This window comes from Lysinibacillus sp. RS10, assembly GCF_041956855.1.
Taxonomy (GTDB): domain Bacteria; phylum Bacillota; class Bacilli; order Bacillales_A; family Planococcaceae; genus Lysinibacillus; species Lysinibacillus xylanilyticus_A.
Map to the genome: position 1 here is coordinate 153,337 of NZ_CP167122.1, position 24,412 is coordinate 177,748.

Here is a 24,412-nt window from a genome sequence, read left to right on the forward strand (position 1 = left end):
TTGTCACGCCTTCTACCTTAATGTTTATACCCTAAAATAATCCGATAAACAGCAAGATTTTTTTATATTTCTAAGTAGTAGAGTTTCGTCTAATATTAGTTAAAAAAGGAGGAATTATCATGTCATATCAGCAAGCTTTAGAGCGTTATATTACAGCGACAAATTCCCATGATTTTAATAACGTAAAGGAAATTTTGCATCCTCAAGCTGTGTATTGGTTTTCGGATAAAACATGCGTGACTATAGAAGAAGTAGGCGCTTATTTTAATAATGCTTGGGATTTGATAAAGGAAGAAATTTATTCTGCTACCGATGTTCAATGGCTTACGGTTGATGAAAAATCTGCTACCTGTATTTATACATACCATTATGAAGGCTATCATAACGGGAAATTTGTATCTGGTAGCGGCAGAGCAACGAATATTTTTACTGTCTTAAACAAGGAATGGAAGTTAATTCATGAGCATTTGAGTAGTTAAATTATTTTTATGGCTACTTGAATAAGTAGTAATGAAATAATAACTATTAGTAGTATTTTAGCTGCTTTTATCGGAATTTTCGGTAGAACTAAAAGTCCGAGTTGAGAGCCGATAATAGACCCTACTGCCATCGCAATCGCATATTTCCATTGAATAAAGCCGGTTTGGTAAAATACTAAAAATGCTCCAGAACAGCTCCCGAATATAAGCACACGTGTGAGCTGTACTGCCTTTATGTAGGGGTAATGGTAGCGTAAATAATGTAGTATGCTGAAGGTTGAAGAGCCAGGTCCAAAGCCACCATCATAAGCTGCAATTAAAAATGGCTGCCAAAATCTATTGTTGTGTTTCGTGTCATTTTCTTCTGAGCTAACAGTCCATTCTCTATTTTTCAACGTTATAAATAGGGCGAAGATAAGTAAAATACATGCAATAATATTCATGGTCTTCTCTGACATAGATACAGTTAGAAGTGCTCCACAAATACCTCCAGCAATAGCTACTGCAACGTATTTTATAATAGATGTTAGACGAAGCTCCTGATGGTAGAGAAGATAAAAGATGCTCGACAACGCTGCAATGCCTGATGAAAACTTATTCGTAGCAATGCTTGTTTGAATAGGTATGCCAACAAGCATCATAGCAGGGATCGTAATAAGCCCACCACCCCCAGCAAGGGTACCGATAAAAGCGGCAATAATTCCGATACTAACGAGCGTCATTGAAAGCTTCGTATAAAAAAGTCCAATTACAATGGCAAAGGACACAATCAAAATAAAAGATTTTTTCATATGCGTCTCCTTTAACGTTATTAGTTAAAGGGTACTGGTAAATAAATTATAATTCTAATATATTATTTTTCGTTTTGTATAAATAAGATTTATAAATATAATCTGTATATTGTACAGCAAATTTTTTCTCTTCTGCTATAAATACTACTCGAAATACAGTCCCCTTAAAGCTCCAATCTCTCCTAATTTGTCATGCTTATTTTTATCCGCTCAGCCCCTTTGAAATAGAACTAAAAATAGTTATTATTGTAATTAATGGAAGTAACTATTAAACGAAGGGGATAATAGCAATGAAACAAAACATATATCAATGGGGCGACTCACAAAATCCAATATTAATCTTTTTACATGGGCTAGGGAGTACGGGCTTGGCTTTTGGGGAACTAGCAAAACACTTACCCGAGTATCATATTGTATCCTTTGATTTACCTGGACATGGTTATGCAAAAGCTTTGGAAGAAGAGAATGCTTACTTTCCTTCCAATTTGATTGTAGGTATAGAAAAAATAATAAATCAGCAGTTAGGTCGTAAATCGCATTTTTTAATTGGCCATTCTTTTGGAGCCGATTTAGCATTGAATTATGCTGCTAAATACTCTAAACGAATAAAGGGGATTATCTTGTTAGATGGAGGTTATTTGTCACCGCAAGATTTAGGTATGACGTTAGAAAACGAATTACAAGAAATGGAGAAATTTTGTGATGAAGTAAGATTCCCATCTTGGGACGTATTTTTTGAATCGGAAAAAGAAGAGCTTTCACGATGGTCGGAAGAGCTTGAAGAAGCATCAAGGGCTCAAGTTAAGGAGCAGGATGGGGAAATTAGACTAACGATTTCTACTTTTACAGGGCAATCCATCATAAAAGGTATTTATACGGAACCAGTCAAAGATATAGTAGAACAGGTGCATTGCCCGACTCTCTTAATCAACGCAACAAAACCAAGCGAATTAGAAGCTATTAGAAAGAAGAGTATTCAATTTTTGCAAACTAGAATTAAGAGCTTGGATATTGAACCAATCGCTGATGCAGGTCATGATATTTTTCGTGAAGCACCTAAGAATGTTGCCAAAAAAATAAGAACATGGGTTAAGAATCATTCATAAGGAAACAGCGCAAACATTGGTATGACAAATTCAGAGGTGAATGAAACTGATAAAAACAAAAGAAGAGCTAAAAAGCTTAATTGCAGCAGATGACTGGATGATGGGTATTTTAACTTTTTTCAGCAGGAGTACACCTGCTGAAAAAAGTTAAAGCCTCCGGCGGATGTCACGAAATCGGAAAGGAGTTCTTTGTGCAAGCACAAAGCCGATTCCGGACGCAATTATGCCAAGGCATAATTGATTGACTGTAGAAAAGCTACAATTACCTGATTCATGGATATGTGCTGGATTTATTCGGTCTAAGGTGTGGGATTTTCTACATAATAAAGAATACAGAACACCATTAGCCGATATTGATGTGATATATTTTGATAAAGTAAACTCTTTAGAAAAATATGAGAAGCAGTATGAACAAGAATTGACGAAGTATTTACCGAATGAGCCTTGGTCTGTGAAAAATCAAGCAAGAATGCATGTAGTAAATAACAGTGAACCTTATCAATCATCTATTGATGGCATTGCGCATTTTCCAGAAACATCGACAGCTATAGGTGTGAGGCTTGCTAATGGAAAACTTGAGATCGCTGCACCTCATGGGATTCAGCACTTAACTTCTGGGATTGTCGCACCTACACCATATTTTCAAAAAGGCTCTCAAATGCATGAGGTTTATGAGAAGAGGATTCAAAGCAAGCAGTGGAAATCAATTTGGCCGAAACTACAAATTGTCTACTAACAAGACTTGAAGGAGCTGAAGAATTTGTGTCACGATAAAAATGAGATCCTCTCGCATTATGAAAGATCTATAGCATTTGTGGAGAGTTTAGCAAATGTTACGGAAGAACAATGGCGTACACCTATTGAAGTTGGAAAATGGACGGTTGCAGAAATTATTGGCCATCTTACGCCATGGGATGAATTCGTATTAAAACAACGTCTTCCATTTCTTTTTATAAAAGAAAGTCTACCAAAAGGGCCAGCTGTAGAAGAAATGAATGCAAGCGCATCCTATAACAGCTGTGTACAAAGTAAAGAAGAAACGATAGCCAATTTTATAAATCAGAGACATCAGCTAATGAACGCACTTCATCCAATAGATGATCAGCAATGGCAAAAGTCTTTTAAAATAGGTACATCTGAATTAACGCTTTACGGGTATTTTGCTAGTTTAGTAGATCATGATTTGCATCACTTTTCACAAATCCAAAAAGTTTTAAAGAATGTAGGAGCTATAAAGTGGATATCAAGCATTTAATTGATTACTATGCACATGCGTCTGTAAGTTTTACGGATGTTTTTACAAATAAAATGGAGCCAGGTCAAGTAGATACAGGACGCACAACAGCTCCTGGGAAGTGCGGGTTAGTTGTGCCACTTGCTGGTAGTGCCATATTTAGTTTTAATGGTATCCCTTATGTAATGGAGCCAGGTATGGTCGTACACGCAGGACCACAAATGCCAATTGAAATTAAAGTTTCTGGCGATAAAGTATGGGAGTATGCAGTTGTTCATTATAATATTCCTCAGAAAGAAGTATCTTTATATCCATTAGCAGCTCAGCACTTTTTAATTCATACGGGCTATCATACTAAAATTATTGACTATGTACAGCAAATAATAGAAAGCCATTCACTGCCAGGTAATATGTCCATATTCAAAGCAAAGACTCTGTTTATGAATCTTTTGGAAGCTATTCTTGTGTCGGCAAAAGTGAAGGTTCTTGATACGGCAAGCGACCAGATGGAGCAAGCTTTACAATACATACATGAGAACTATGCTACACAACTTTCTGTTTCAAAAATTGCTGAGGAATTTGGCGTGGAGCGTCGTAGGTTTGCCTATTTGTTTGAACAGCATACGGGTATGAACCCTAGCGCCTACTTAACGGAGTATCGCTTACGACGGGCGAAGGATTTACTGCAATATGACGATGCTACTGTAGCGGAAATAGCAGAATGTGTAGGCTATGCAGATTGTTTTTATTTTAGTCGGGTATTTAAAAAGTGTACGGGAGTGTCCCCGACAGCGTATCGAAAAAAAATGCTTGAGGAAGCAAAATACGTATAAACAAGTTGTTTCTTGAAAAAGAAGCAGCTTTTTTTGTGACATCTGCCAGAGGTTTTGGGCCAACAAGATGTAACTTAGACCCGCATTCATCTCACAACCTATAGAGGTAGGAGACTTCTGTACCTGCCGCTACGCTTTCGGTACAAAAATATCTGTTGAAAGAAGTTGAAAATCGGCAAAAGTCCATGTTGTTCATGAAATTATCCATTCACAATTGTTTTTCGCTTTGTTAGGATAGTATCCGTAAATGATAATGAATATCAATTGAATCGCTAATTCCTATTGACTTATAATTGAAAACGATTATCATTATCGGTAGATAGCGATTTGTTAGGAGAGAATAATTATGAATAAATATTTTAAAATGTGTGCACCTGCTCTATTAGCGCTATCCTTGGCTGCGTGTGGAACGGATAAGGCAGAAGAGTCTACTACATCCACAAATAATGCGGCAGAAACAAGTGCAACAGAAACGCAAGCAGATCAAGCGAAAACACAAACGATTACCTATTTGGGAGAGAAATATGAAGTTCCTGCAGATGTGAAAAACATTGTAACGGCAAGCTTAGAATCTATGGAAGATGCGGCGATGCTTGGTATTAAGCCTGCCGGTGTACTAGAAGTTGGTGGCAAAATTCCATCATATCTTGCTTCAGAATTAGAGGGTGCTGAGCTTATAGGAAATAAAATGGAGCCGAATGCAGAGGCCATTCTAAGTCTTGATCCAGATGTTATTTTAGGTACTTCAAAGTTCCCTGAGGAAACTGCTGAAAAGCTAAATAAAATTCAAACGATGATTCCGTATTCACATGTCTCTACAAATTGGAAAGAGAACTTAACATTACTTGCACAGCTTTCAGGTAAAGAAGATGATGCTAAAAAAATCATTGCAGATTATGATGCGAAGGTTGTTGATGCGCAAGCCAAATCTAAAGAGCAACTAGCGGACAAGGAGATTCTAGTTATTCGAGTACGCGGTGGCGTAATGTATATTTATCCTGCAGGAGTTTACTTAAATCCTGTGCTATATGAAGATTTAGGGGCTCCAATACCAGAAATATTAAAAACTACAAAGGCTCAGGCTGAACTATCTCTTGAAACATTAGCAGAGGTAAATCCTGATACTATTTTCCTTCAGTTCGAGGAATCAGAAAATGCCGATGCACCGAAAGCGCTGGAAGAGCTACAAAAGAATCCGATTTTTGCAAGCTTGAAGGCATCACAAAATAATCAAATTTTCGTCAATGCGATTGATCCTTTAGCGCAAGGTGGTACTGCATGGTCTAAGGTAAAATTCTTAGATGTCGCAGCTGAAAAATTACTTAAATAGTATCAATTATGCCTCGGCATAGATAGGCTGGTAGTAGATTTGGTGGCATCACCAGGCTATTACCAGCCTTTTATAAGATTGAGAGAGAAATTGATAAAGAAAAAGGTGTGGAAGTTGAAAAAAACAAACATTGCGGCATTTTCAATATTAGCAGCTTCTCCATTCCTCATTGCGATTGTGGCATTAGTCTCCGTTATGTACGGTACAAAAGACATTAGCGCAATAACGGTGTGGCAGGCGATTTCTGCATTCGACCCTTCAAATGTGGACCACCAAATTGTGCGAACAGGACGAATTCCCAGAATCGCCTCAGTTTTATTAGTGGGAGCATTTTTAGCAGTAGCCGGCGCTGTTATGCAGGGCATAACACGAAATTATCTAGCGTCTCCTTCATTAATGGGCGTTAATGATGGTTCTGCATTTGTGATTACGTTAGCGATCGTATTTTTCCCAGGGCTTCCAAATTACCAAATGATCCTACTCTCTATGCTCGGTTCTGCATTAGGGGCAGGAATTGTATTTGGTTTTGGCTCTTTAATTCGAAATGGTTTATCACCAGTACGACTTGCCATTATTGGGACAGTCATTGGTACATTTTTAAGCAGTATAGCCACAGCCATTGCGATGTATTTCCAAGTATCACAAACAGTAAGTGCTTGGTATAACACAAAGGTACATATGGTGGATGTGGATATGCTCATGCTATCGATTCCATTTGGATTGATTGGTTTAATCCTTGCATTCGTTTCAGCTAAAGCTATTACGATCACGTCATTAGGCGAAGATATCGCAATTGGACTTGGCCAAAAAACAAAAGCGGTGAGAATCATAAGCATGCTTGCTGTTGTCTGTTTAACAGGTACGGCAGTTGCACTTGTAGGAAAGATAGCCTTTGTAGGGTTAGTCATTCCTCATATTACGCGTTTTCTTGTTGGAGTAGATTACCGCTTTATCATTCCATGTGCAGCTGTCATCGGTGCGTTCTTCTTAGCACTTTGTGATGTGCTTAGTCGTTTTGTTAATTACCCATATGAAACTCCAATTGGCGTATTAACGGCATTAGTTGGTGTTCCGTTCTTCTTATATTTAGTTCGTAAACACGGAGGTGAAAAAGGTGCGTAAAAAAACCTCGAGTGTATTCGTTATGACTGTTTCAATACTCATTTTATTTATTTTGGGTGCCAGCTATCTCCATATGACAAATGGGGTCTTTGATATGTCGGTGATGGATGTTGTCAAAACATTGCTACGTATTGAACCAAATCCAAAATTTGATCTTGTCATTTTTGAATTCCGTTTACCACGTATTGTCATTGCAGCGCTTGTTGGTGTTGGCCTAGGGATGGCAGGGGTGGTGCTACAGGGCATAACACGAAATGGCTTAGCTGATCCAGGTATTTTAGGGATTAATGCGGGTGCTGGGGCAGCAGTGGTTATATTCATGTTTTTCTTTCAATTACGTCTCACATCTGCAGATATAAGTAGCTGGTTATCGATTTTAATGATGCCCATGTTCGGGTTTGTAGGCGGTGCTTTGGCTGCGCTACTTATTTTTTCATTTGCCCAGAAAAATGGTCATTTAGATATGCAGCGACTTATTTTAACCGGGATTGCTATAAACAGTGGTTTTGGGGCACTGTCACTGTTTTTATCATTAAAAATGAGTGCTCAAGATTTTGAATCTGCCGCAGTTTGGATGGCAGGCTCTATTTATAATGCAAACTGGATTTTTGTTGTGACTATGCTACCTTGGCTTATACTATTGGGCTTTTATGTCCATCGGAAAGCGTATTTGCTCGATTATTTTCAACTGGAAGAGGATAGTATTACAAGTTTAGGGATAGCGGTAGAAAAAGAGAAAAAGAAGCTGTTATTGGCAAGCGTTGGCTTAGTCAGTGCGTGTGTATCAGTATCAGGTAGTATCGGGTTTATTGGATTGATGGCACCACATATTGCAAAACAGCTTGTCGGTATACAACATCGTTATGTCATGCCAGTAAGTGCATTGATTGGCGCAGGATTGCTTATTATAGCTGATTTTATAGGAAAAACAGTATTTGCACCGTCTGAGCTGGCGGTTGGAATCGTTGTCTCGATTATTGGGATTCCGTACTTCTTATATTTACTAGTGAAATCAAAGGCATAGGAGGAAATAGGTGTGCAAACGGCATTTAGAATGGAAAATTTATCTTCTGGCTATGAGCAGGTTCGTGTGTTTGAAGGCTTAAATTTAACGATAGAGGATGGGAAGATTACGACCATCATAGGACCTAATGGATGTGGTAAATCAACATTATTAAAAACAATTGGTCGGATATTAAAGAAGCAGCAGGGCACGGTTTATTTGCAGGACCAAAACATGCAAAATTTATCGACAAAGGAAATTGCGAAAAAGCTAGCGATCTTATCTCAGACGCCTATTGCGCCAGGTCAGCTAAAGGTTGAGGAACTTATTGCTTATGGTCGTTATCCGCATCGAAATAATGTGAATCGCTTAACAAAGAAGGACGAGGAAATGATTGAGTGGGCCTTAACTGTTACAAATACAAATGACTATCGCAATCGCGAGCTTGCACAGCTTTCTGGGGGTCAGCGCCAGCGTGTATGGCTTGCAATGGCCTTAGCGCAAGAAACAAATATTTTGTTATTAGACGAACCGACAACTTATTTAGATATGGCGCATCAGTTAGAGGTACTAGAAATTGTGAAAAACCTGAACGCGCAGCATAGTTGTACGATTGTTATGGTATTGCACGACATTAATCACGCGGCACGATATTCCGATCATTTAATTGCGATGCGACAGGGAGTTGTGATGAAAACGGGAACACCACAGGAAATTTTATGTGCGGATGTAATGCGAGAGGTATTCAATATTAATGCACGTATTATGGAAGATCCTGTTACGAAAACACCCGTATGCTATGGCTATGATGTTTTGAAGGAGGCCGACAAATGATGATAGACAAAATTGCAGCAGCATCTGATTATACAACGCAGCAATTAACATCGAATTTTACGGATTATACGTATACGGTAAACATTTATGTACCGAATGGAGACGTACCAGAAGGTGGTTTTCCAGTTTTATATGTACTGGACGGTTCATCATATTTTCACCTTGTGAAGGAAGCAGTCCGCCTGCAAAGTCGTAATGCACCTAAAACAGGTATTTTACCAGCTATTGTAGTTGGCATTGGGCATGGAGCTGATATGCACGAACGACGATTTTATGATTTTACAGGACAAGCTGAGACGTATACGTATCCCGCAAGATTTAAAGGGAAGGGCCATGAGAAACATGGAGGAGCGGAGAACTTTAGTAGATTTTTAGAGGAGGAATTAAAGCCAAGTATTCAGGCGCAACTCTCTGTAAATGTACAGCAACAAGCGCTGTTCGGACATTCATTAGCGGGTTACTTTGTACTTTGGCAATTATTCCATCATCAAGCAAGCTTCCAACGTTATATTGCGATTAGCCCTTCTATTTGGTGGAATGAGCATGAACTATTAAAGTATGCTTCAACATTTATAAAAGAGCGCCCGTTTGCTTATGAAAAATTATTTATCGGTGTTGGGGAACTGGAAACCTTTATGGTAGATGATGCACAACAGATTGCCAGCGATTTAGAGAAAATTATGGATATTGCTTTTTATGAAGCGTTGGAGGAAAATCATGCTTCAATTGTTCCGACGGTTATGAGTAGAGCAATCCGTTTTGTGAATAAAAATTAATTTTGATAACCGTATTATCATTTGATAATGCGGTTTCGTTCTGTCTGGTAATACGTTAATTTACGATATAAATGAATAGAGAGTGAATATTTTACACAACGGCCCTCATTTTGTAAGTATAATTCTTACAAAATGAGGGTTTTGCTTAGAAGAATTAATGCGAATGGCGACAAAAATATAAAATTGGTAATATAAAAAGTAAGAAAATAGAAATGGAGGAGAGCTACATGACCGACTTACGATATCCAATTGGACAATTTCAATTTCCTGAAGTCGTTACAGAGCAGCAAGTAAAGGAATGGATGGAGGATATTCGTCTATTACCGAAACAACTAGGAGAGGCAATTAAAGGAGCAAGTGAACCAGCATTAACAAAATCCTACCGAGAAAATGGCTGGACGGTTACGCAGCTTGTCCATCATATTGCAGATAGTCATATGAATAGCTTTATCCGTTTTAAGTTAGCTTTGACAGAAAGTACTCCAACAATTAAGCCTTACGATGAGGAAGAATGGGCAAAGCAACCCGATTCTGAAATGCCTGTCTCAACATCATATAAAATAATTGAGGGTTTACATGAACGCTGGGTTTATTTGCTGAAAAGCTTATCAGAAGAGCAATTACAACGAGCGTTTCATCATCCTGATTCAGGGTTAATGACTCTTGAGAAAGCCTTAGCCTTATATGCTTGGCACGGGAAGCATCATCTTGCTCATATTCAGAATGCTTTGGAGAAATGATAAACTGTAAATAACTAAGTGCATTCACTACAGACAAAAATAGACGACTTCTTGTTCAAATCAAGAAAGTCGTCTATTTTGTAAATATTGAAAAGTGAATAACTGGGATCTGATATCACCAGCTTATGATTGCACATCATAGAGGGTTACCATCGATCAAGTTAAGCTTCACCAGTCGCAATTTTAAGAAACAAGAGCCCTTTTACAATGTGAAAAGGGCTTAAATTTAATACACTTCATGTTGTTTTTTTAAAAGGATTTACCACTCTTAATCAATAGTAATACCAGCGCTTGCAGTACCTGTAACTGTAGTGGCTAAATCAGTTATTGTTCCTGTTACTGTTGAAGTAATGGAGAACACCATTAATAATTTATCACCAGCTACTACCGGTAGTGGTGCAAAGCTATCAGATGTATTATGCACTACTGTACCTACATTTATTACTCCTACCAATGGTGGATTCAAATTAACAGCCACATTTGTAGGGCTGAAGACTGAACTTCCCGCAGGTGAACGATAAATTTGAGCATGGACTACTGTTGATCCTGGCAGACCCGGAGCTGCAATAGCTGCTGTTACTTTAAAGCTTGCAGCGATAGACGTAACATTACCTGCACGAGGAACCACAAAGGCCTCGGTAAACGCTTGATTTAATAAATTGATATCATTTCCGGATATAGCAACATTGGGGAAGTTACTACCGAATCCGATAATGCTTACTGCAGTGAATAAGCCACTACCTATATTCGCTAAAGCAATTGGTCCGCCAGAAGCGAATGGGATCATTGAGCTGACATGAGGACGTGGCTGTGGATGTGGAGTAATACATGCAGCATCAACAGCCAAGAATGGTCCAAGATTATGGCACGCATTCCGATTCGAGCATTCATCACATGCAAACCCACCATCACATCCAAACCCACCATGATTCATGGAAACTTTTTTACACATTTTTACACCCCCTTTCTCCATTATTCTATTCAGCAAAGATTAGGGGGTGGGGGCAGTTATCTAAAAACATGTGGAAATTTTTGAAGCTTCTTTAGAGAGGCTTTTCCATTTTGCGGGTACTAACTAATGGGACTTATTTTTTCAATTGAACATAAAAACAGTCCAATATGTATTTTCATACTTATTGGACGTATTCATCGTATACTTCACTAGTTTTGTAAAACTCTGTACACCACAATTTTAAACTAACTCCATTTTCGAAAGAAATTGAAAAACAAAGAGCTCTTTTCTTTCTTATGCGCTTCTTCTGTTGCTTCTTCCTTTAGCTCTGGTTGTTTGTTGACCTCTTCATTTTGTATAATGGCTTCATCTTCCTCTATCGTAGCTCCAAAGAAATCAAATTTGTCACTTTTTAAAGTGGGGGATGTATTTGTGTCGTCTTGCTTAACTACTTCAGAAGCTTCAGGAATGGCCTGTTCATTAACTACTTCAGAAGCTTTGGGAATGGCCTGTTCATTAACTACTTCAGAAGCTTTGGGAATGGCCTGTTCATTAACTACTTCAGAAGCTTTGGGAATGGCCTGTTCATTAACTACTTCAGAAGCTTTGGGAATGGCCTGTTCATTAACTACTTCAGAAGCTTTGGGAATGGCCTGTTCATTAACTACTTCAGAAGCTTTGGGAATGGCCTGTTCATTAACCACTTCAGAAGCTACAGAAATGGCCTGTTCATTAACCACTTCAGAAGGTACAGGAATGGCAGGTTCATAAACCACTTCAGAAGCTGCAGGAATGGCAGGCTCATTAACCGCTTTTGAAGGTACAGGAATGGCAGGCTCATTAACCACTTTAGAAGCTTCGGGGAAGGCAGGTTCATTAATTACTTCTGAAGCATCAGGAATGACAGGTTCATTTGTTATTACAGAGCTCATTTCATCTATAGTGATAGTGTTATTAATTTTTTCGAGTTCGTCGTAATTAACTAAATCTCTCGCATTAAGGCCATTGTCAGTGGAATTATGGATTTCGGCATGCGGTAATGTATTAGATTCATACACACTAATTGGAATTTCCTGTGCATTGGTAGCGTTTTTAAAATGGACGGTGGATTCGGTAGTGGTATTTCTAAATAAGCCATTATAAATTTGGCTTGGATGTGTATTTTCTGATTGAAAGTATTGTTGATTAAAATGGCGTTTTTGGGTTCCGTCTTCCAAATTATCCTGGCGAGAAGAAGGTATTCTATTGTTGGGATTTGATTGTATACTTATTGCTTTCCCCGCCAAACTTTGTAGCAATTTATAAGATGGTGGTACCGATGTAACAGCCGATTGATTTGCTGATTCTTTGATTCTTGGATGACTTTGTTCATCGTTAGCCATAAAAGTAGAAGTGTTTTCAGTATTAGGTGTAGTGGTTGGAGCTTTAGGGTCTTCAATCACTAATTTATTTAAAACCGTTAATATTTCTTGATTCATTTCCTCGATGGTTTGATTCAGAGACTCGATTTGCGTCGAAAGAAGTCTTATCTGCCCCTCATAGTCCCTAATTTGTGAATTTTGCTTATCGTCTAATGTTTCCGTTAGCCCTTCTAAATGTGCGATTTGTGTTTTAATCGCATCAAATTCCTTTTTCATAAATAGGTAATCTTCTATTGAAGTCCCCATTTTTAATGAGGTCAACGTTTCCCTATAGGTTTCAATCCTTTGCTTCAAATTTTCAATGTCTTGCGTGGAGTACAATTTTGAATCTTCCATTGCAATTCACCCCTTTCAGTCCACTAATATTTTATTAAAAATATTTACTTTCTGTTACAAATATACTGGTCCTTTCAAACATTTTAGTTTCTCCTTAAGAAGAGGAGATGTAGGCACAAAAGACACCTGCTGAAATAGAGGAACTCAGTCTAGAGCGCCACGTCCTGTGGCAAATTATCTGCGCGACAGCGGCAAAGTTTTCTGTAGCGACAGCTACAATTATGCCGAGGCATAATTGATTAATAAAAATCAGAACGCATTACTTTTTAGCCCATGCACTTTTAGTCAGAAAACATAAGATACAAACGAAAGGTAAAAAAATTATGGAGGTGCCAAAAGGATGCAAGATAGTATGCCATCCCAAGTGCGGGAACCAATTTGTATAAATGTCGATAAGGTATTTGACTGGATTGTAAAGGAAGCGTCGTTTGAGTTTTCCCATACTGGACCACTTACTTTTAACGGAGTAACACACCAGACTAACTTAGCCCATGCAGTAGTTACATGCCATGTAGTTCCAAGAGCAATTCATCCTGTTAAGATTTTGAACCGTGAAAATCGTCAATTCACCATTGATGGTGCAACGGTATGTCTCCAAAATCTTACTATTCAAAAAAACTTTACTCTTACGTTAGTCGTTACTTTACCAGATCATACTAGGTTTACAAGCGATCCTATTCACGTTTCGCGTTGTGAACAAGTTACATTATGCGCGCCGAAAGGGACAGATGTAGAAATTTTATTCACAGATTTAGATTGTTTCGTGTGTTCAATGGGAAATCCTACAGCAGGACCTAGCGCAAACCAAATTACATTTACTGATTTAAATGTTACTATATCAGTTTGCCAAAGTATTCAATCTACATTCCCAGTTACAGTGGAATTCTTAGCAACTTTCTGCGAGCCAAGAGCAGAATTACCGTTTGCGTGTCCGGGTGTAGTTCGCCCAGCGCAATGCCCTGCTGTATTTCCACCACATTTTGGCTAGTAATGGTACTAACACATAGAAGAAAATCATATTGTAAAGAGAGGATAATCCTCTCTTTTTTTTATGAAAGGATTTCAGACAGTGAGTTGATTAATTTAATACTATTGGCAAGGGGGTACTAATTATGACTACTCGTATCGATCGTGTGGAAGAAAAGATAAATGAACTAAAAAAACAAACGGATTTTTATGTTCATGAAATAAAAAAAACGGTTGAGGAGCTTATTATTTCTGATAGTGTTAACATCATTAGTTATTTCACATCCTCGTTCAATATTTCTTATAATCCTGATGAGGAGAGCTTATGCTTGGGCTCTTATCATATTCGCAATATAGGTAATCAGCCTATAACAAATCCGTATCTATGTATAAAACTGCCTGAAGACTCTCCATTCTCTTTCTCTGGAAGGTATGTCTATGAACATTTCGCACCAAAATTAAAAGGAAATAGTAGCTGGGAGCGAATCAATGATCAATCAAGCAAGGAGGAATTCTGGCTTAGACCTATTGGAAAAACAACGTTAGAGCCAAACGAAACACTATCATTCCCTAACTTTCAAATCAAATGGGGTCATAATTTTTCTTATTCAGGAAGTATCATGGGTTTTACATATTGTGATCAGCTAAAAGATGGTGTCGTTGTCTTAAATCCTATTAATCTCAATGGAATTAGTCATACACAGGAGGATGAAAATGAGTAAGCATGAAAAAATAGATAATGTTATCCATCAACTTATAAAGAAACAACTCACGAATCTCCCTGACTATAATCATGAAGAAAATAATAGCTTTGCCTATCTTGAAAAAGGCACATTGAATCTACTAATTGCCTATTTACTATCAGGAGAAAAGAGAAAATCTGAAGAAGTTGGTCATGAAGAAATTTACAACGAAGAACTAGAATTGAAGATTATGAAGCAGCTTGATGAAATGTTAGAGGAGAGTAAGGAGCAATTTGAAGAAGTGATTGATTTGCTTAAAAAGTTTTCGTGATAGGAGGTGCAAGTATGGATAATGATATTGTCAAAAATAATGATCCTGTGCAGCTACAACAGCTGATCCTTTTTTTAAGAGCTGAATTAGCGAAATATAAAAATGAAGTTAACAGGCTCAGAGATAGTGATTATTATTCATTGGTACTAAGACTAGAGCGAGAAAACGTCCAATTAACCAATCAAAAGAAGGAGCTTTCGATGGAGCTTTTAAAGCTGAAGAGAGACTATGAAAAAGAAACACAGGCCAACAATGATGATATTCAAATAAGAGAAATTCACAAAAAAAAACAAATTTCTTCGATAGAGACATTATTAAAAGAAATAGAAGAGCTGCGTGCAGAAAATAAACTATTAAAAGACACTAAGGTTGAATTACTTTCAGTGAATACAGATGTTAATTATAAGGCGGACATTGCTGGCCTTGAAAACAAGGTGAGTGATTTTACAAAAGAAATAAGCGAACAAATGGAGGCAATAGTTGAAGCAATGGAGAGATCGCGCTTAGAACAAGCCAATTCAGATAATCTCAATAAGTATTTAACTAAAGAAATAGAGGAAAAAAGCAGTGAGATAGAAAAATTATCGCAACAATTAGCAAATGAAAAAAACCAAATCTCTTCTTTGAATGGAAAAACGATGATTCATCCGGAAGTTCTTACACAATTGGATGCTCAGGTAAATAGAGTATTGGCTCAATCTGTAGACTTTGAAGGGCAGCTGGATCATAAATTACGTTTTCTTGATGAAATGGAGCAGAAATTAAAAGAGCTAGCTATAGAAATAAACACTAATAAAACCGTATAAAGTAGGTTGTTGAAAGGGGATCATCCCATTTTAAATAAGCTGTTTCAAAAGTAAGTGAAGTCACTTTTGAAACAGCTATTTTTATGTGATTAGGGAATTATTTCGTTTCTCGGTGCAGTGTAACTCTTTTCAAACGTGGGGAATATTTTTTAAGTTCCAGTCTCTCAGGATTATTTCGTTTGTTTTTCGTTGTGATGTAGTTTTTATCACCTGTTTCGGTACAGGCTAGAGTTACTTGTACACGCATAAAAAGCCTCCTTTTTAAATAGTAATCATTACGTTTTATACATTATTATTTTTAATGAAATATGTCAATAAGGTAATTTCACAAAATTTTAACTTCTTCAGCGGGTGTTCAAACACCCGCTGAAAGAAGTTAAAGCCTCCGGCGGATGTTGCATTATGTAGGAATATGTGTTTTAGTTACAAACTATAAATAGTAATGATTACGATTTAAGGAGTAGTAAAAATGGTAAAGAAAATTCCTGTTACAGTTTTAAGTGGTTATTTAGGTTCTGGTAAAACAACGATGATGAATCATGTTCTACAAAATGAAAAGGATATGCGTGTGGCTGTAATCGTCAATGATATGAGTGACATTAATATTGATGCAGAGCTAATCGCGAATGGAAGTGGCATTTCACGAACAGAGGAAAAATTTGTGGAGTTATCGAATGGTTGTATTTGCTGCACGTTGCGTGAAGATTTATTGCAGGAGGTGGAGCGTCTTGCCAAGCTTGGTACTATTGATTACATTTTAATTGAATCGACAGGGATTAGTGAGCCAATACCCGTTGCCCAAACGTTTAGCTATTTAGACGAGGAGCTTGGTATTGATTTAACAAAGTTTTGCCAGCTTGATACGAGGGTGACTGTTGTCGATGCGAATCGTTTTTGGCACGATTTCCAATCAGGTGAAAGTCTTTTAGAGCGTAAGGAGGCAGTCGGTGAATTAGATGAGCGGGATGTTGCTGACTTACTCATCGACCAAATTGAGTTTTGTGATGTCCTTATATTAAACAAATGTGATTTAGTATCAGTGGACGAGCTTGAAAGATTAGAGCGTATTTTGCGCGTTTTACAACCTGAAGCCAGGCTCATTCGTACAGTTAATGGTGTCATAGAGCCAACTGAAGTTTTAAATACTGGGCGCTTTGACTTTGAAAGGGTATCAGAATCTGCTGGTTGGTTAAAGGAATTAGAGCTAGGTCATGAAAATCATACACCAGAAACAGAGGAGTACGGTATTTCTTCTTTCACCTATAAGCGTAGTAGACCATTTCATCCAATGCGTTTTGTAGAATGGTGTGATCATATGCCAGAATCGATTGTTAGAGCAAAGGGTATTATTTGGAGTGCGAAACATCAAGATGTTGCATTATTACTATCACAGGCAGGCTCATCGGCAAAAATAGAACCCGTTTCTTATTGGGTAGCCGCTTTGCCAAAGGAACAGCAGCAAGATGTTTTCTTGCAGAGCCCTGAGGTACTAGAAGATTGGGATGAAAAATTCGGAGATCGGATGACCCAGCTTGTGCTCATTGGGATTAATCTAGAGAAAGAATCGATTATAAAAGAATTGGACAGATGTTTATTAACGGAAGATGAGTTTAAGAAACCGTGGGAGAGTTTACAAGATCCATTCAATTGGGAATGGCATTAACGAAAAAAACAAAGAAGATTTCGGCTAGGATTCCGAAATCTTCTTTTGAAATACATGATTATAGTTCGTAGCATCACGCAAAGCTTTTTCCTCAATTGGAATGCGTACTGATAATATTGTCATATTTAAAAGTGTAAAGCAAAATGCCGTAAAATATGCTTGAAACATTAAAGGTAGAAGAAGAATTTCCAAACAAACAACGGCGTAATTTGGGTGGCGCATAAATGTATAAGGCCCTTTCTTTACCACCTCTGCGTTAGGTAGAATCAATATTTTGGTGTTCCAAAAAGTTCCTAGTGATCGAATACACCAAATACGCAATGCTTGCACGATTACAAACAAAAAGAACAATAACGGAAATAAGGGCGATAAACCAGTGTTATTAGTAATTACTTCAACAATTAAAAAGAGGAAAAAACTAATGTGCATCGTAACCATATATGGATAATGAGAGGCACCCACTTCATAGGCACCTTGTGAAAGCATCCATTTTTCATTGCGTTTTGCAATTGAGACTTCTGTCAATCTTTGTAGAATGACGAGAAACAAAATAATGTAGAAAATCATGCTACTCCCTCCATTTAAGTAATATAGCTTCAGCACAGAAGCCAGGGCCGAGAGCGACGAGCAGGCCAGTATCTTCCACTTGTCCTTCATTTAACATAAATTGCTCCAATACATATAGCACCGTAGGAGATGACATATTTCCGTGAAATTTCAATATTTCCCGAGAAATATCAGTTTTTTTGGAAGCTAGGTACAGAGTATCCTCATAAGCCTTTAACACTTTTTTACCGCCAGGATGTGCAATGAAATGGTTAAGCTGTTCACTGTATAGCTCATGTTCCAATAAAAATTGTTCAATGAATGGCCCGAACCATTTGGTGATTATGCCAGGAATACTTTTCTGAAAAACGACATGTAGACCATTATTTTTAATATTCCACCCCATCACATTTTCGGAATCAGGCATCCATTTAGATCCAGTCCCGATAATAGCAGGTACTGATTTTTTTACTGTAATTTCCGCCTCATCTCCACAGACAAGTATGCATGCGGCTCCATCTGCAAAAAGAGAGGCACCGATTAAATTACTTTTTGAAAAATCATTGGGCTGAAAGGTTAGACTACAAAGCTCGACACAAACGACTAAAACTTTTGCTTCTGGATGGGCACGACAAAAATCATAGGCTCTACTAATGCCGGCCGCACCACCAGCGCAACCAAGTCCCCAGAGTGGAATACGTTTAAGTCTGTCTGAAAAAGGAAGTTTATTCATTACTCGTGCATCAATACTTGGAGTTGAAATGCCGGTGCTACTCACGAAAATAATGGCATCAATATCTTTAGGAGAAATCGGTGTTTCTAAAAATGCTTCATTTTGTAAACAGGCTTGAATGACCTCAACACTATATTGTGTAGCTAGCTCAATATATAAATTGTTACGTTCCTCAAAGGAATGATCCGTACGATGCCATTCTGGCGGCACACAAAAATGACGTGTTTCAATACCACCATTCTCAAAAACTTTTAAGTAACGCTCTAATTTAGGGATTTTTGCATGGAACAGCTCCTTCGTTAGCTCTTCCGCGTTTGTTTGTTGTAATGTGTATGGTGGTTTGTATGTACTGATAGAAATAATTTTTGACAATTCAACATCTCCTTTGCAAATAGTGGTCTTGTTCATTCTATGCAGATAGGTGGGAGATTAATGCTTGTTAGATTTCATAGGGCTCATTACCAAAAGTTGTGGATGACATTTGTTAAAACATATACTATGTAAATAAGTTGATTGGAGTGGAGGCTGGGCGACTCCTTGGGGATCAGCGTCACAGATGAGACCCTGGAGCGAGCAACGCGAGTGAAGCGGCTCATCGGACGCCCCCAGGAAAGCGCCCAGTCGGAACGGAAATCAACCAACGTTTTGGTGATGAACCTTACATTGACAATTTCAGAAGATTTTGTTATATTGGAGATAACTAATATCGGAAGTAGGTGATGTGACATGATGAATAGATCCGTTTTTAACGAACTGCAATTCGGTTTGTTCAATTTCACACGCCTAAAATATATAAATTGACCACGCAGTGTATTTAAATCACAATGGTGGTGATTTGTATATTCTCTTAAATGTGCCTGTGAACCTTGTAACTGCCGAATTGCGCAGAGACAAGGTTTTTTTATGTTTTTTATCAATTGATAACAAATGATTTGCACATTTAGGAGGAAAACAAATTGAATTTAACAACTTTAGGATTTTTAACATATTTTGAAGAGCAAATGACTGGATTTAAACAGGAGGCTAAGTTAGCGAATTGTGTGCCGGCAAGGGTAACTTTAGAGCATAAGCATTCCTATCGTGTACTGGCTGAGGAAGGAGAGTGGCTAGCGACGATTGCTGGACATTACGCGTATACATCATTAGCGCGCGAGGATTTCCCAGCAGTTGGAGATTGGGTGCTAGTTGAGAAAATGCCTGGTGAGGAAAAGGCGATTATTCATAAATTGTTTACACGAAAATCAGTCTTTTCCCGCAAGGTCGCGGGACAGGAAATACAAGAGCAAATTGTAGCGTCAAATGTTGATATCGTGCTTCTCGTTATGAGCTTAAATGCAGACTTTAATATTCGTCGTTTAGAACGCTATTTAGTAGCTGCTTGGGATTCTGGTGCAAAACCGGTTGTTGTATTGACGAAGGCCGATCTATGTGAAGATATTTCTAGTATGATGCGTGAGGTTGAATCTGTAGCGTTCGGTGTGGATATTTTTGTCACTAGCGCTTTGTCGGGTGAAGGCTTAGCAGATATTCGCGCGCTATTTACAGAAGGTGTGACAGGTGCATTGCTTGGCTCTTCTGGTGCAGGGAAATCCACATTGACAAATGCTCTTAGTGGTGAGGACTTTATGAAGGTTGCAGGTATTCGTAATGATGATGCAAAGGGACGCCACACAACAACACATCGTGAGTTAGTTGTATTGCCGAGTGGGGGCTGTTTAATCGATACACCTGGAATGCGAGAGCTACAATTATGGGATCAGGGTGATAGTTTATCCTCTAGCTTTAAGGATATCGAGGAACTTTCGGCAGCCTGTCATTATCGGGATTGCACACATCAAAAGGAGCCACATTGTGCGGTACAGCAAGCAATTACAGATGGAGTGCTAGAACAATCACGTCTCCAAAGCTATTTTAAGCTACAGAAAGAGCTTGCCTTTATCGAACGAAAAACAAATGCACAAGCAAGACTAACTGAGCAACGCAAATGGAAGCAAATCTCGAAAGGCTTAAAGAAAGGTAAAAAATCAAAATAAATATATCCTGAGATAAGAGTGAGCGAGTTATCAGCGATAATCACACTTCTATCAGCGATTTCAAAGTTAGGAGCATACGCATGACAATCCAGAACATTAATCACTTATTATTTTCTGTGTCTAATCTAGAGGAATCCATTGCATTCTATGAAAAATTTTTTGACGCAAAGTTATTGGTGAAGGGGAGAAGTACAGCCTATTTTGATGTAAATGGGCTGTGGCTTGCTCTTAATGTAGAAAAGGATATTCCACGCAATGAAATACATCAATCCTATACTCATATCGCATTTTCTATCCATGAGGATGATTTTGACAAAATGTATGAAAAGCTAATCCAACATAATGTCAATATTCTGGAAGGTAGACAAAGAGATGTAAGAGATAAAAAATCGATTTATTTCACAGATCCAGACGGTCATAAATTCGAATTCCATACAGGGACTTTACAGGATCGATTGGATTACTATAAGAAGGAAAAAACACATATGGAATTTTTTGATGCCTAATACTTGAAACACTCCTTCTAATAAATACGTCGATACTATAGAAGGGGTGTTTTTATGAAAAAAGCGATTATTTTTGATATGGATGGCACTTTATTTCAAACAAATCTAATATTAGAGCCTGCACTATCAGCAACGTTCGATGTATTGCGTGCAAAGGGCTTGTGGCAGGGAGATACACCGATAGAGAAGTACCGAGAAATTATGGGTGTACCATTACTTGTTGTTTGGGAAACGTTATGTCCTATGCATACGCTCGAGACACGTGAGGAGAGCAATGCATTATTCCATATTAAGCTTATTGAACAAATACGTAATGGCCAGGGCGCATTGTATCCAAATGCAGAGCAAACACTTGAGGCTTTGGCAGAAAACTATCATTTATTCATAGCAAGTAATGGACAAACTGAGTATTTACAAGCAATAGTAGAAACTTATCAATTACAGCGTTTTATCGAAGGTACATATAGCATTCAGTCTATTTCGAGTGGTCATAAATCTGATTTAGTGAAAAAGGTCATCGAGGAAAATGCTATTCAACAAGGATCGGTTGTTGGAGACCGTTCTTCTGATATTCAGGCAGCTATTGACAATCAGTTACTCTCAGTTGGAGTACGTTTCGATTTCGCACAAGAAACGGAATTACAAAAAGCAGACATCGTCATTAATAATTTAAATGAGTTACTCTATTTAAAGCTAGGATAAAATTTTATCGACTACATTTTCTATTTTATCGAGAACTATGAATGGTTTATCGAAAGTTTTCAGTCATTTATCGACATTCATTGCAATTCATAAGGAAAAATAGTAAAATGATGCCAATCTATAGTAAAAGCGATGATAAGGAAAAGTAAATTGGGTAAGCGTTAAATAGAGAGCCTCTGTTGGTGGAAATGAGGTAAATGACCCCTTTTGAAAATGACCTTTGAGCTTCGTACCGAAAGCAAGTTTGCGAGTAGATTACGACGAGATGGGCACTCGTTACAACAGCGGCAGTATCTCTCACTTCTTCCAGCAGGTGTCTAAACACCCGCTGGAAGAAGTTCAAGCCTCCGGCGGATGTCACGGAATCGGAAAGGAGTTCTTAGGGGATGTTAGCCTAAGATCATCGCATCCATGCGATAACGGCTAACTGACCTGCATCGTGCAGGCCTAAGCACAAAGCCGATTCCGGACGCAATTATGCCGAGGCATAATTGATTAAATAAAATGAGACGCACTGATGGAGGCAAATAGTGTGAGCTATTTGTAAATATAGGTGGTAACACGGGTATACTCGTCCTAATCAATTTTGATTAGGGCGTTTTTTTATACACTTTTTTAGGTATGTTGATTAGATAAAAATGGTTAATCAACACACCTTACACTTTTTTATAATTTTTTCGAGGGGAGCAAGTTAGGATGACGATTGTTATTGGAGGGGCATGGCCATATGCAAATGGTTCATTGCATTTAGGGCATGTTGCCGCATTATTACCAGGTGATATTTTGGCTAGATATTACCGACAAAAGGGCGAGAAGGTTTTATATGTTTCAGGTAGTGACTGTAATGGTACCCCGATTTCGATTCGGGCTGCACAGGAAAACACGACAACGGAGGCTATTGCTAATCATTATCATGAGGAGTTTACGCAATGCTTCAATGATTTAGGATTTACGTATGATTTGTATACGAGAACAGACGCTAAGCACCATCATGAATCTGTTCAGACAATTTTTTTACAACTACTAGCAAACAATTTTTTATATAAAAAGAAAATAGAACAAGCCTATTGTGAAACGGATAAACAGTTTTTGCCGGACCGATTTGTAGAGGGGGTATGTCCAAATTGCGGTGCAAAGGCACGAGGTGACCAATGTGATCATTGCGCTACAATTTTAGATCCACTCGATTTAATTGATAAACGCTGCAAAATTTGTGGGAATGAGCCAATAATCAAGGAGACAGAGCATTTTTATTTTGCATTTAGTCAGTTTCAAGGGAGGCTAGAATCTTATTTAGCAGAGGCAAAGACTGAGAAACGCTGGCGCAACAATGCTATAGGTTTAACGGAGCGTTACTTAGCAGAAGGGGTTCCAGACCGCGCTGTAACGAGGGATTTGCCAAATGGAATAGATGTACCAGTACCAGGCTTTGAAGGCAAAAAAATATATGTGTGGATTGAAGCGGTAGCAGGTTACTTCACAGCAAGTATCGAATGGGCAAAGCAACATCAAATGGCTATTGAAGATTTATGGAATGAAGAAACGATTTCGTATTATGTGCATGGGAAGGATAATATCCCTTTCCATACAGTTATTTGGCCGGCCATTCTAATGGGAATTGGAGCAAAGGCTTTACCTTCACATATTGTATCCAATGAATATTTAACATTAGAAAAACGAAAATTATCGACAAGCCAAAACTGGGCGGTATGGGTGCCGTATATTTTAAGTCGTTATGATGCAGATTCTATTCGTTATTTTTTAACCATGAACGCACCTGAAAACCGTGATACTGATTTTTCTTGGCGAGAATTTATTTATAGTCATAACGGTGAGTTACTTGGCGCTTATGGTAATTTTGTTAATCGTACATTGAAGTTTTTAGAGAAATCATTCGATAGTAAAGTTCCTCATGCAGAGGTAGATGGTACTATTCAAAAGCATACGACTCAGCTGTTTCATGATGTTGGGGCTCATATTGAAGCGGGTCATTTTAAACAATCTTTAGAGGCTATTTTTGAATATATTCGTGCAGCTAATCGCTATTTTGACGAGCAACAGCCATGGCTACAGGTGAAAGACAATGTGGAAGCTGGGAATCAGACACTTGCAACATGTGTTTATATAATTGCTAATCTAGGTCAGCTACTCCATCCATTCTTACCGTTTTCAGCTGAGAAAGTGAGAAAAATGTTAGGCATAGATGAAGTGAAGTGGCGTGAGCAAGTCGAATTGCCAGAAAGCATTAGTGAAGTGACACCACTGTTTGAACGTCTTAATGTTGAATTGATTGAAGAGGAATATCAAAAGTTAGTGGAAGGCAGTCGATAGGGAAAATACGAAAGCAGTATGACTCAATATTGTCATACTGCTTTTAACTTCTTTCAGCAAATGTCTTTTGCACCGAAAGCGTAGCGACAGGTACAAATTCTTCCACCTCTATAGGTGGTGAGATAAATGCGATTTTAAGTCACTTTTCAGCGGAC

The 24,412-nt window shown here is 38.1% G+C and carries 26 protein-coding genes and 1 other annotated feature; of the genes, 20 read left to right on the forward strand and 6 right to left on the reverse strand.

Translation table 11 applies throughout. The features are described from left to right. The first annotated feature begins 119 nt into the window (after nucleotides 1-119). Nucleotides 120-479, forward strand: a complete 360-nt coding sequence (locus ACB089_RS00910) for a YybH family protein (RefSeq protein ID WP_374964796.1) — start codon at nucleotides 120-122, stop codon at nucleotides 477-479. On the opposite strand, the gene ACB089_RS00915 is transcribed toward ACB089_RS00910, so the two are convergent. Beyond that, nucleotides 476-1,270, reverse strand: coding sequence for a sulfite exporter TauE/SafE family protein (locus tag ACB089_RS00915; protein ID WP_374964798.1), 795 nt, complete (start codon nucleotides 1,268-1,270; stop codon nucleotides 476-478). The two genes, ACB089_RS00910 and ACB089_RS00915, sit on opposite strands and share 4 nt — an antisense overlap. Nucleotides 1,271-1,560: 290 nt before the next feature. On the opposite strand from ACB089_RS00915, the gene ACB089_RS00920 reads away from it, so the two are divergent. The 10 genes from ACB089_RS00920 (at nucleotide 1,561) to ACB089_RS00965 (ending at nucleotide 10,248) form a co-directional block, all read left to right on the forward strand. Further along, nucleotides 1,561-2,376, forward strand: a complete 816-nt coding sequence (locus tag ACB089_RS00920; RefSeq protein ID WP_374964799.1) for an alpha/beta fold hydrolase — start codon at nucleotides 1,561-1,563, stop codon at nucleotides 2,374-2,376. 241 nt (nucleotides 2,377-2,617) lie between these two features. Continuing rightward, complete coding sequence (locus ACB089_RS00925) at nucleotides 2,618-3,112, forward strand: nucleotidyltransferase family protein (protein ID WP_374964801.1); 495 nt, start codon at nucleotides 2,618-2,620, stop codon at nucleotides 3,110-3,112. 24 nt (nucleotides 3,113-3,136) lie between these two features. Further along, nucleotides 3,137-3,631 (forward strand): DinB family protein, encoded by a 495-nt coding sequence (locus ACB089_RS00930; protein WP_374964802.1) that lies wholly within the window; start codon nucleotides 3,137-3,139, stop codon nucleotides 3,629-3,631. Further along, entirely contained in the window at nucleotides 3,613-4,443 is an 831-nt protein-coding gene (locus ACB089_RS00935; RefSeq protein ID WP_374964803.1) for a helix-turn-helix domain-containing protein, read from the forward strand. The genes ACB089_RS00930 and ACB089_RS00935 overlap by 19 nt, the downstream gene beginning before the upstream one ends. Before the next feature lie 346 nt (nucleotides 4,444-4,789). Continuing rightward, nucleotides 4,790-5,773, forward strand: a complete 984-nt coding sequence (locus tag ACB089_RS00940; protein WP_374964805.1) for an ABC transporter substrate-binding protein — start codon at nucleotides 4,790-4,792, stop codon at nucleotides 5,771-5,773. Nucleotides 5,774-5,887: 114 nt separating this feature from the next. Next, nucleotides 5,888-6,895, forward strand: a complete 1,008-nt coding sequence (locus ACB089_RS00945) for a FecCD family ABC transporter permease (protein ID WP_374964806.1) — start codon at nucleotides 5,888-5,890, stop codon at nucleotides 6,893-6,895. After that, the gene (locus ACB089_RS00950) at nucleotides 6,888-7,919 is read left to right on the forward strand and encodes a FecCD family ABC transporter permease (protein ID WP_374964807.1); all 1,032 of its coding nucleotides are present in this window, start codon (nucleotides 6,888-6,890) and stop codon (nucleotides 7,917-7,919) included. The genes ACB089_RS00945 and ACB089_RS00950 overlap by 8 nt, the downstream gene beginning before the upstream one ends. Nucleotides 7,920-7,949: 30 nt before the next feature. Then, complete coding sequence (locus ACB089_RS00955) at nucleotides 7,950-8,732, forward strand: ABC transporter ATP-binding protein (protein ID WP_374967632.1); 783 nt, start codon at nucleotides 7,950-7,952, stop codon at nucleotides 8,730-8,732. After that, nucleotides 8,729-9,508 (forward strand): alpha/beta hydrolase, encoded by a 780-nt coding sequence (locus tag ACB089_RS00960; RefSeq protein WP_374964809.1) that lies wholly within the window; start codon nucleotides 8,729-8,731, stop codon nucleotides 9,506-9,508. The genes ACB089_RS00955 and ACB089_RS00960 overlap by 4 nt, the downstream gene beginning before the upstream one ends. A gap of 227 nt (nucleotides 9,509-9,735) precedes the next feature. Further along, nucleotides 9,736-10,248, forward strand: a complete 513-nt coding sequence (locus tag ACB089_RS00965; RefSeq protein WP_374964811.1) for a YfiT family bacillithiol transferase — start codon at nucleotides 9,736-9,738, stop codon at nucleotides 10,246-10,248. A gap of 268 nt (nucleotides 10,249-10,516) precedes the next feature. Here ACB089_RS00965 and ACB089_RS00970 read toward each other — a convergent pair whose 3' ends face one another. Together ACB089_RS00970 and ACB089_RS00975 are read right to left on the reverse strand one after the other, a co-directional pair. Beyond that, the gene (locus tag ACB089_RS00970; protein WP_374964812.1) at nucleotides 10,517-11,200 is read right to left on the reverse strand and encodes an exosporium glycoprotein BclB-related protein; all 684 of its coding nucleotides are present in this window, start codon (nucleotides 11,198-11,200) and stop codon (nucleotides 10,517-10,519) included. A 245-nt stretch (nucleotides 11,201-11,445) separates the two neighbouring features. After that, nucleotides 11,446-12,957, reverse strand: a complete 1,512-nt coding sequence (locus ACB089_RS00975) for a hypothetical protein (protein WP_374964814.1) — start codon at nucleotides 12,955-12,957, stop codon at nucleotides 11,446-11,448. Nucleotides 12,958-13,297: 340 nt separating this feature from the next. Here ACB089_RS00975 and ACB089_RS00980 point away from each other — a divergent pair, with 340 nt between their 5' ends. The 4 genes from ACB089_RS00980 to ACB089_RS00995 all read left to right on the forward strand — a co-directional run bounded on the left by ACB089_RS00980 (nucleotide 13,298) and on the right by ACB089_RS00995 (nucleotide 15,743). After that, a complete protein-coding gene (locus ACB089_RS00980; RefSeq protein ID WP_374964815.1) occupies nucleotides 13,298-13,945 on the forward strand; it encodes a hypothetical protein in 648 nt (215 codons plus the stop codon). A gap of 124 nt (nucleotides 13,946-14,069) precedes the next feature. Then, nucleotides 14,070-14,645: a hypothetical protein gene (locus ACB089_RS00985; RefSeq protein WP_374964817.1), complete on the forward strand. Its 576-nt coding sequence runs from the start codon at nucleotides 14,070-14,072 to the stop codon at nucleotides 14,643-14,645. Next, entirely contained in the window at nucleotides 14,638-14,937 is a 300-nt protein-coding gene (locus ACB089_RS00990) for a hypothetical protein (RefSeq protein WP_374964819.1), read from the forward strand. The genes ACB089_RS00985 and ACB089_RS00990 overlap by 8 nt, the downstream gene beginning before the upstream one ends. A 14-nt stretch (nucleotides 14,938-14,951) precedes the next feature. Further along, nucleotides 14,952-15,743, forward strand: a complete 792-nt coding sequence (locus ACB089_RS00995) for a hypothetical protein (RefSeq protein ID WP_374964820.1) — start codon at nucleotides 14,952-14,954, stop codon at nucleotides 15,741-15,743. A 97-nt stretch (nucleotides 15,744-15,840) separates the two neighbouring features. Here the strand turns inward: ACB089_RS00995 and rpmG are convergent, their stop codons facing one another. Beyond that, nucleotides 15,841-15,990, reverse strand: a complete 150-nt coding sequence (rpmG, locus tag ACB089_RS01000) for a 50S ribosomal protein L33 (RefSeq protein WP_004231780.1) — start codon at nucleotides 15,988-15,990, stop codon at nucleotides 15,841-15,843. 222 nt (nucleotides 15,991-16,212) lie between these two features. Between rpmG and ACB089_RS01005 the strand changes: the two genes are divergently transcribed. Continuing rightward, entirely contained in the window at nucleotides 16,213-17,406 is a 1,194-nt protein-coding gene (locus tag ACB089_RS01005; RefSeq protein ID WP_374964822.1) for a GTP-binding protein, read from the forward strand. Between the two features lie 24 nt (nucleotides 17,407-17,430). Here the strand turns inward: ACB089_RS01005 and ACB089_RS01010 are convergent, their stop codons facing one another. Further along, nucleotides 17,431-17,973 (reverse strand): isoprenylcysteine carboxyl methyltransferase family protein, encoded by a 543-nt coding sequence (locus ACB089_RS01010; RefSeq protein WP_368637513.1) that lies wholly within the window; start codon nucleotides 17,971-17,973, stop codon nucleotides 17,431-17,433. 1 nt (nucleotide 17,974) lies between these two features. Then, nucleotides 17,975-19,057 carry a type III polyketide synthase gene (locus ACB089_RS01015; protein ID WP_374964824.1) on the reverse strand — a complete coding sequence of 361 codons (1,083 nt, stop codon included), beginning with the start codon at nucleotides 19,055-19,057 and terminating at the stop codon, nucleotides 17,975-17,977. A 584-nt stretch (nucleotides 19,058-19,641) separates the two neighbouring features. Here ACB089_RS01015 and rsgA point away from each other — a divergent pair. The 4 genes from rsgA (at nucleotide 19,642) to metG (ending at nucleotide 24,257) form a co-directional block, all read left to right on the forward strand. Beyond that, the gene (gene rsgA, locus ACB089_RS01020; RefSeq protein WP_374964826.1) at nucleotides 19,642-20,718 is read left to right on the forward strand and encodes a ribosome small subunit-dependent GTPase A; all 1,077 of its coding nucleotides are present in this window, start codon (nucleotides 19,642-19,644) and stop codon (nucleotides 20,716-20,718) included. 80 nt (nucleotides 20,719-20,798) lie between these two features. Continuing rightward, on the forward strand, nucleotides 20,799-21,224 hold the full coding sequence (gene fosM / locus ACB089_RS01025; protein WP_374964827.1) for a FosM family fosfomycin resistance protein: 426 nt from the start codon (nucleotides 20,799-20,801) through the stop codon (nucleotides 21,222-21,224). A gap of 54 nt (nucleotides 21,225-21,278) precedes the next feature. After that, complete coding sequence (locus tag ACB089_RS01030) at nucleotides 21,279-21,926, forward strand: HAD hydrolase-like protein (protein ID WP_374964829.1); 648 nt, start codon at nucleotides 21,279-21,281, stop codon at nucleotides 21,924-21,926. A gap of 123 nt (nucleotides 21,927-22,049) precedes the next feature. Next, nucleotides 22,050-22,508, forward strand: a binding site (T-box leader). 114 nt (nucleotides 22,509-22,622) lie between these two features. Then, nucleotides 22,623-24,257, forward strand: a complete 1,635-nt coding sequence (gene metG, locus ACB089_RS01035; RefSeq protein ID WP_374964830.1) for a methionine--tRNA ligase — start codon at nucleotides 22,623-22,625, stop codon at nucleotides 24,255-24,257. Nucleotides 24,258-24,412 lie beyond the last annotated feature (155 nt).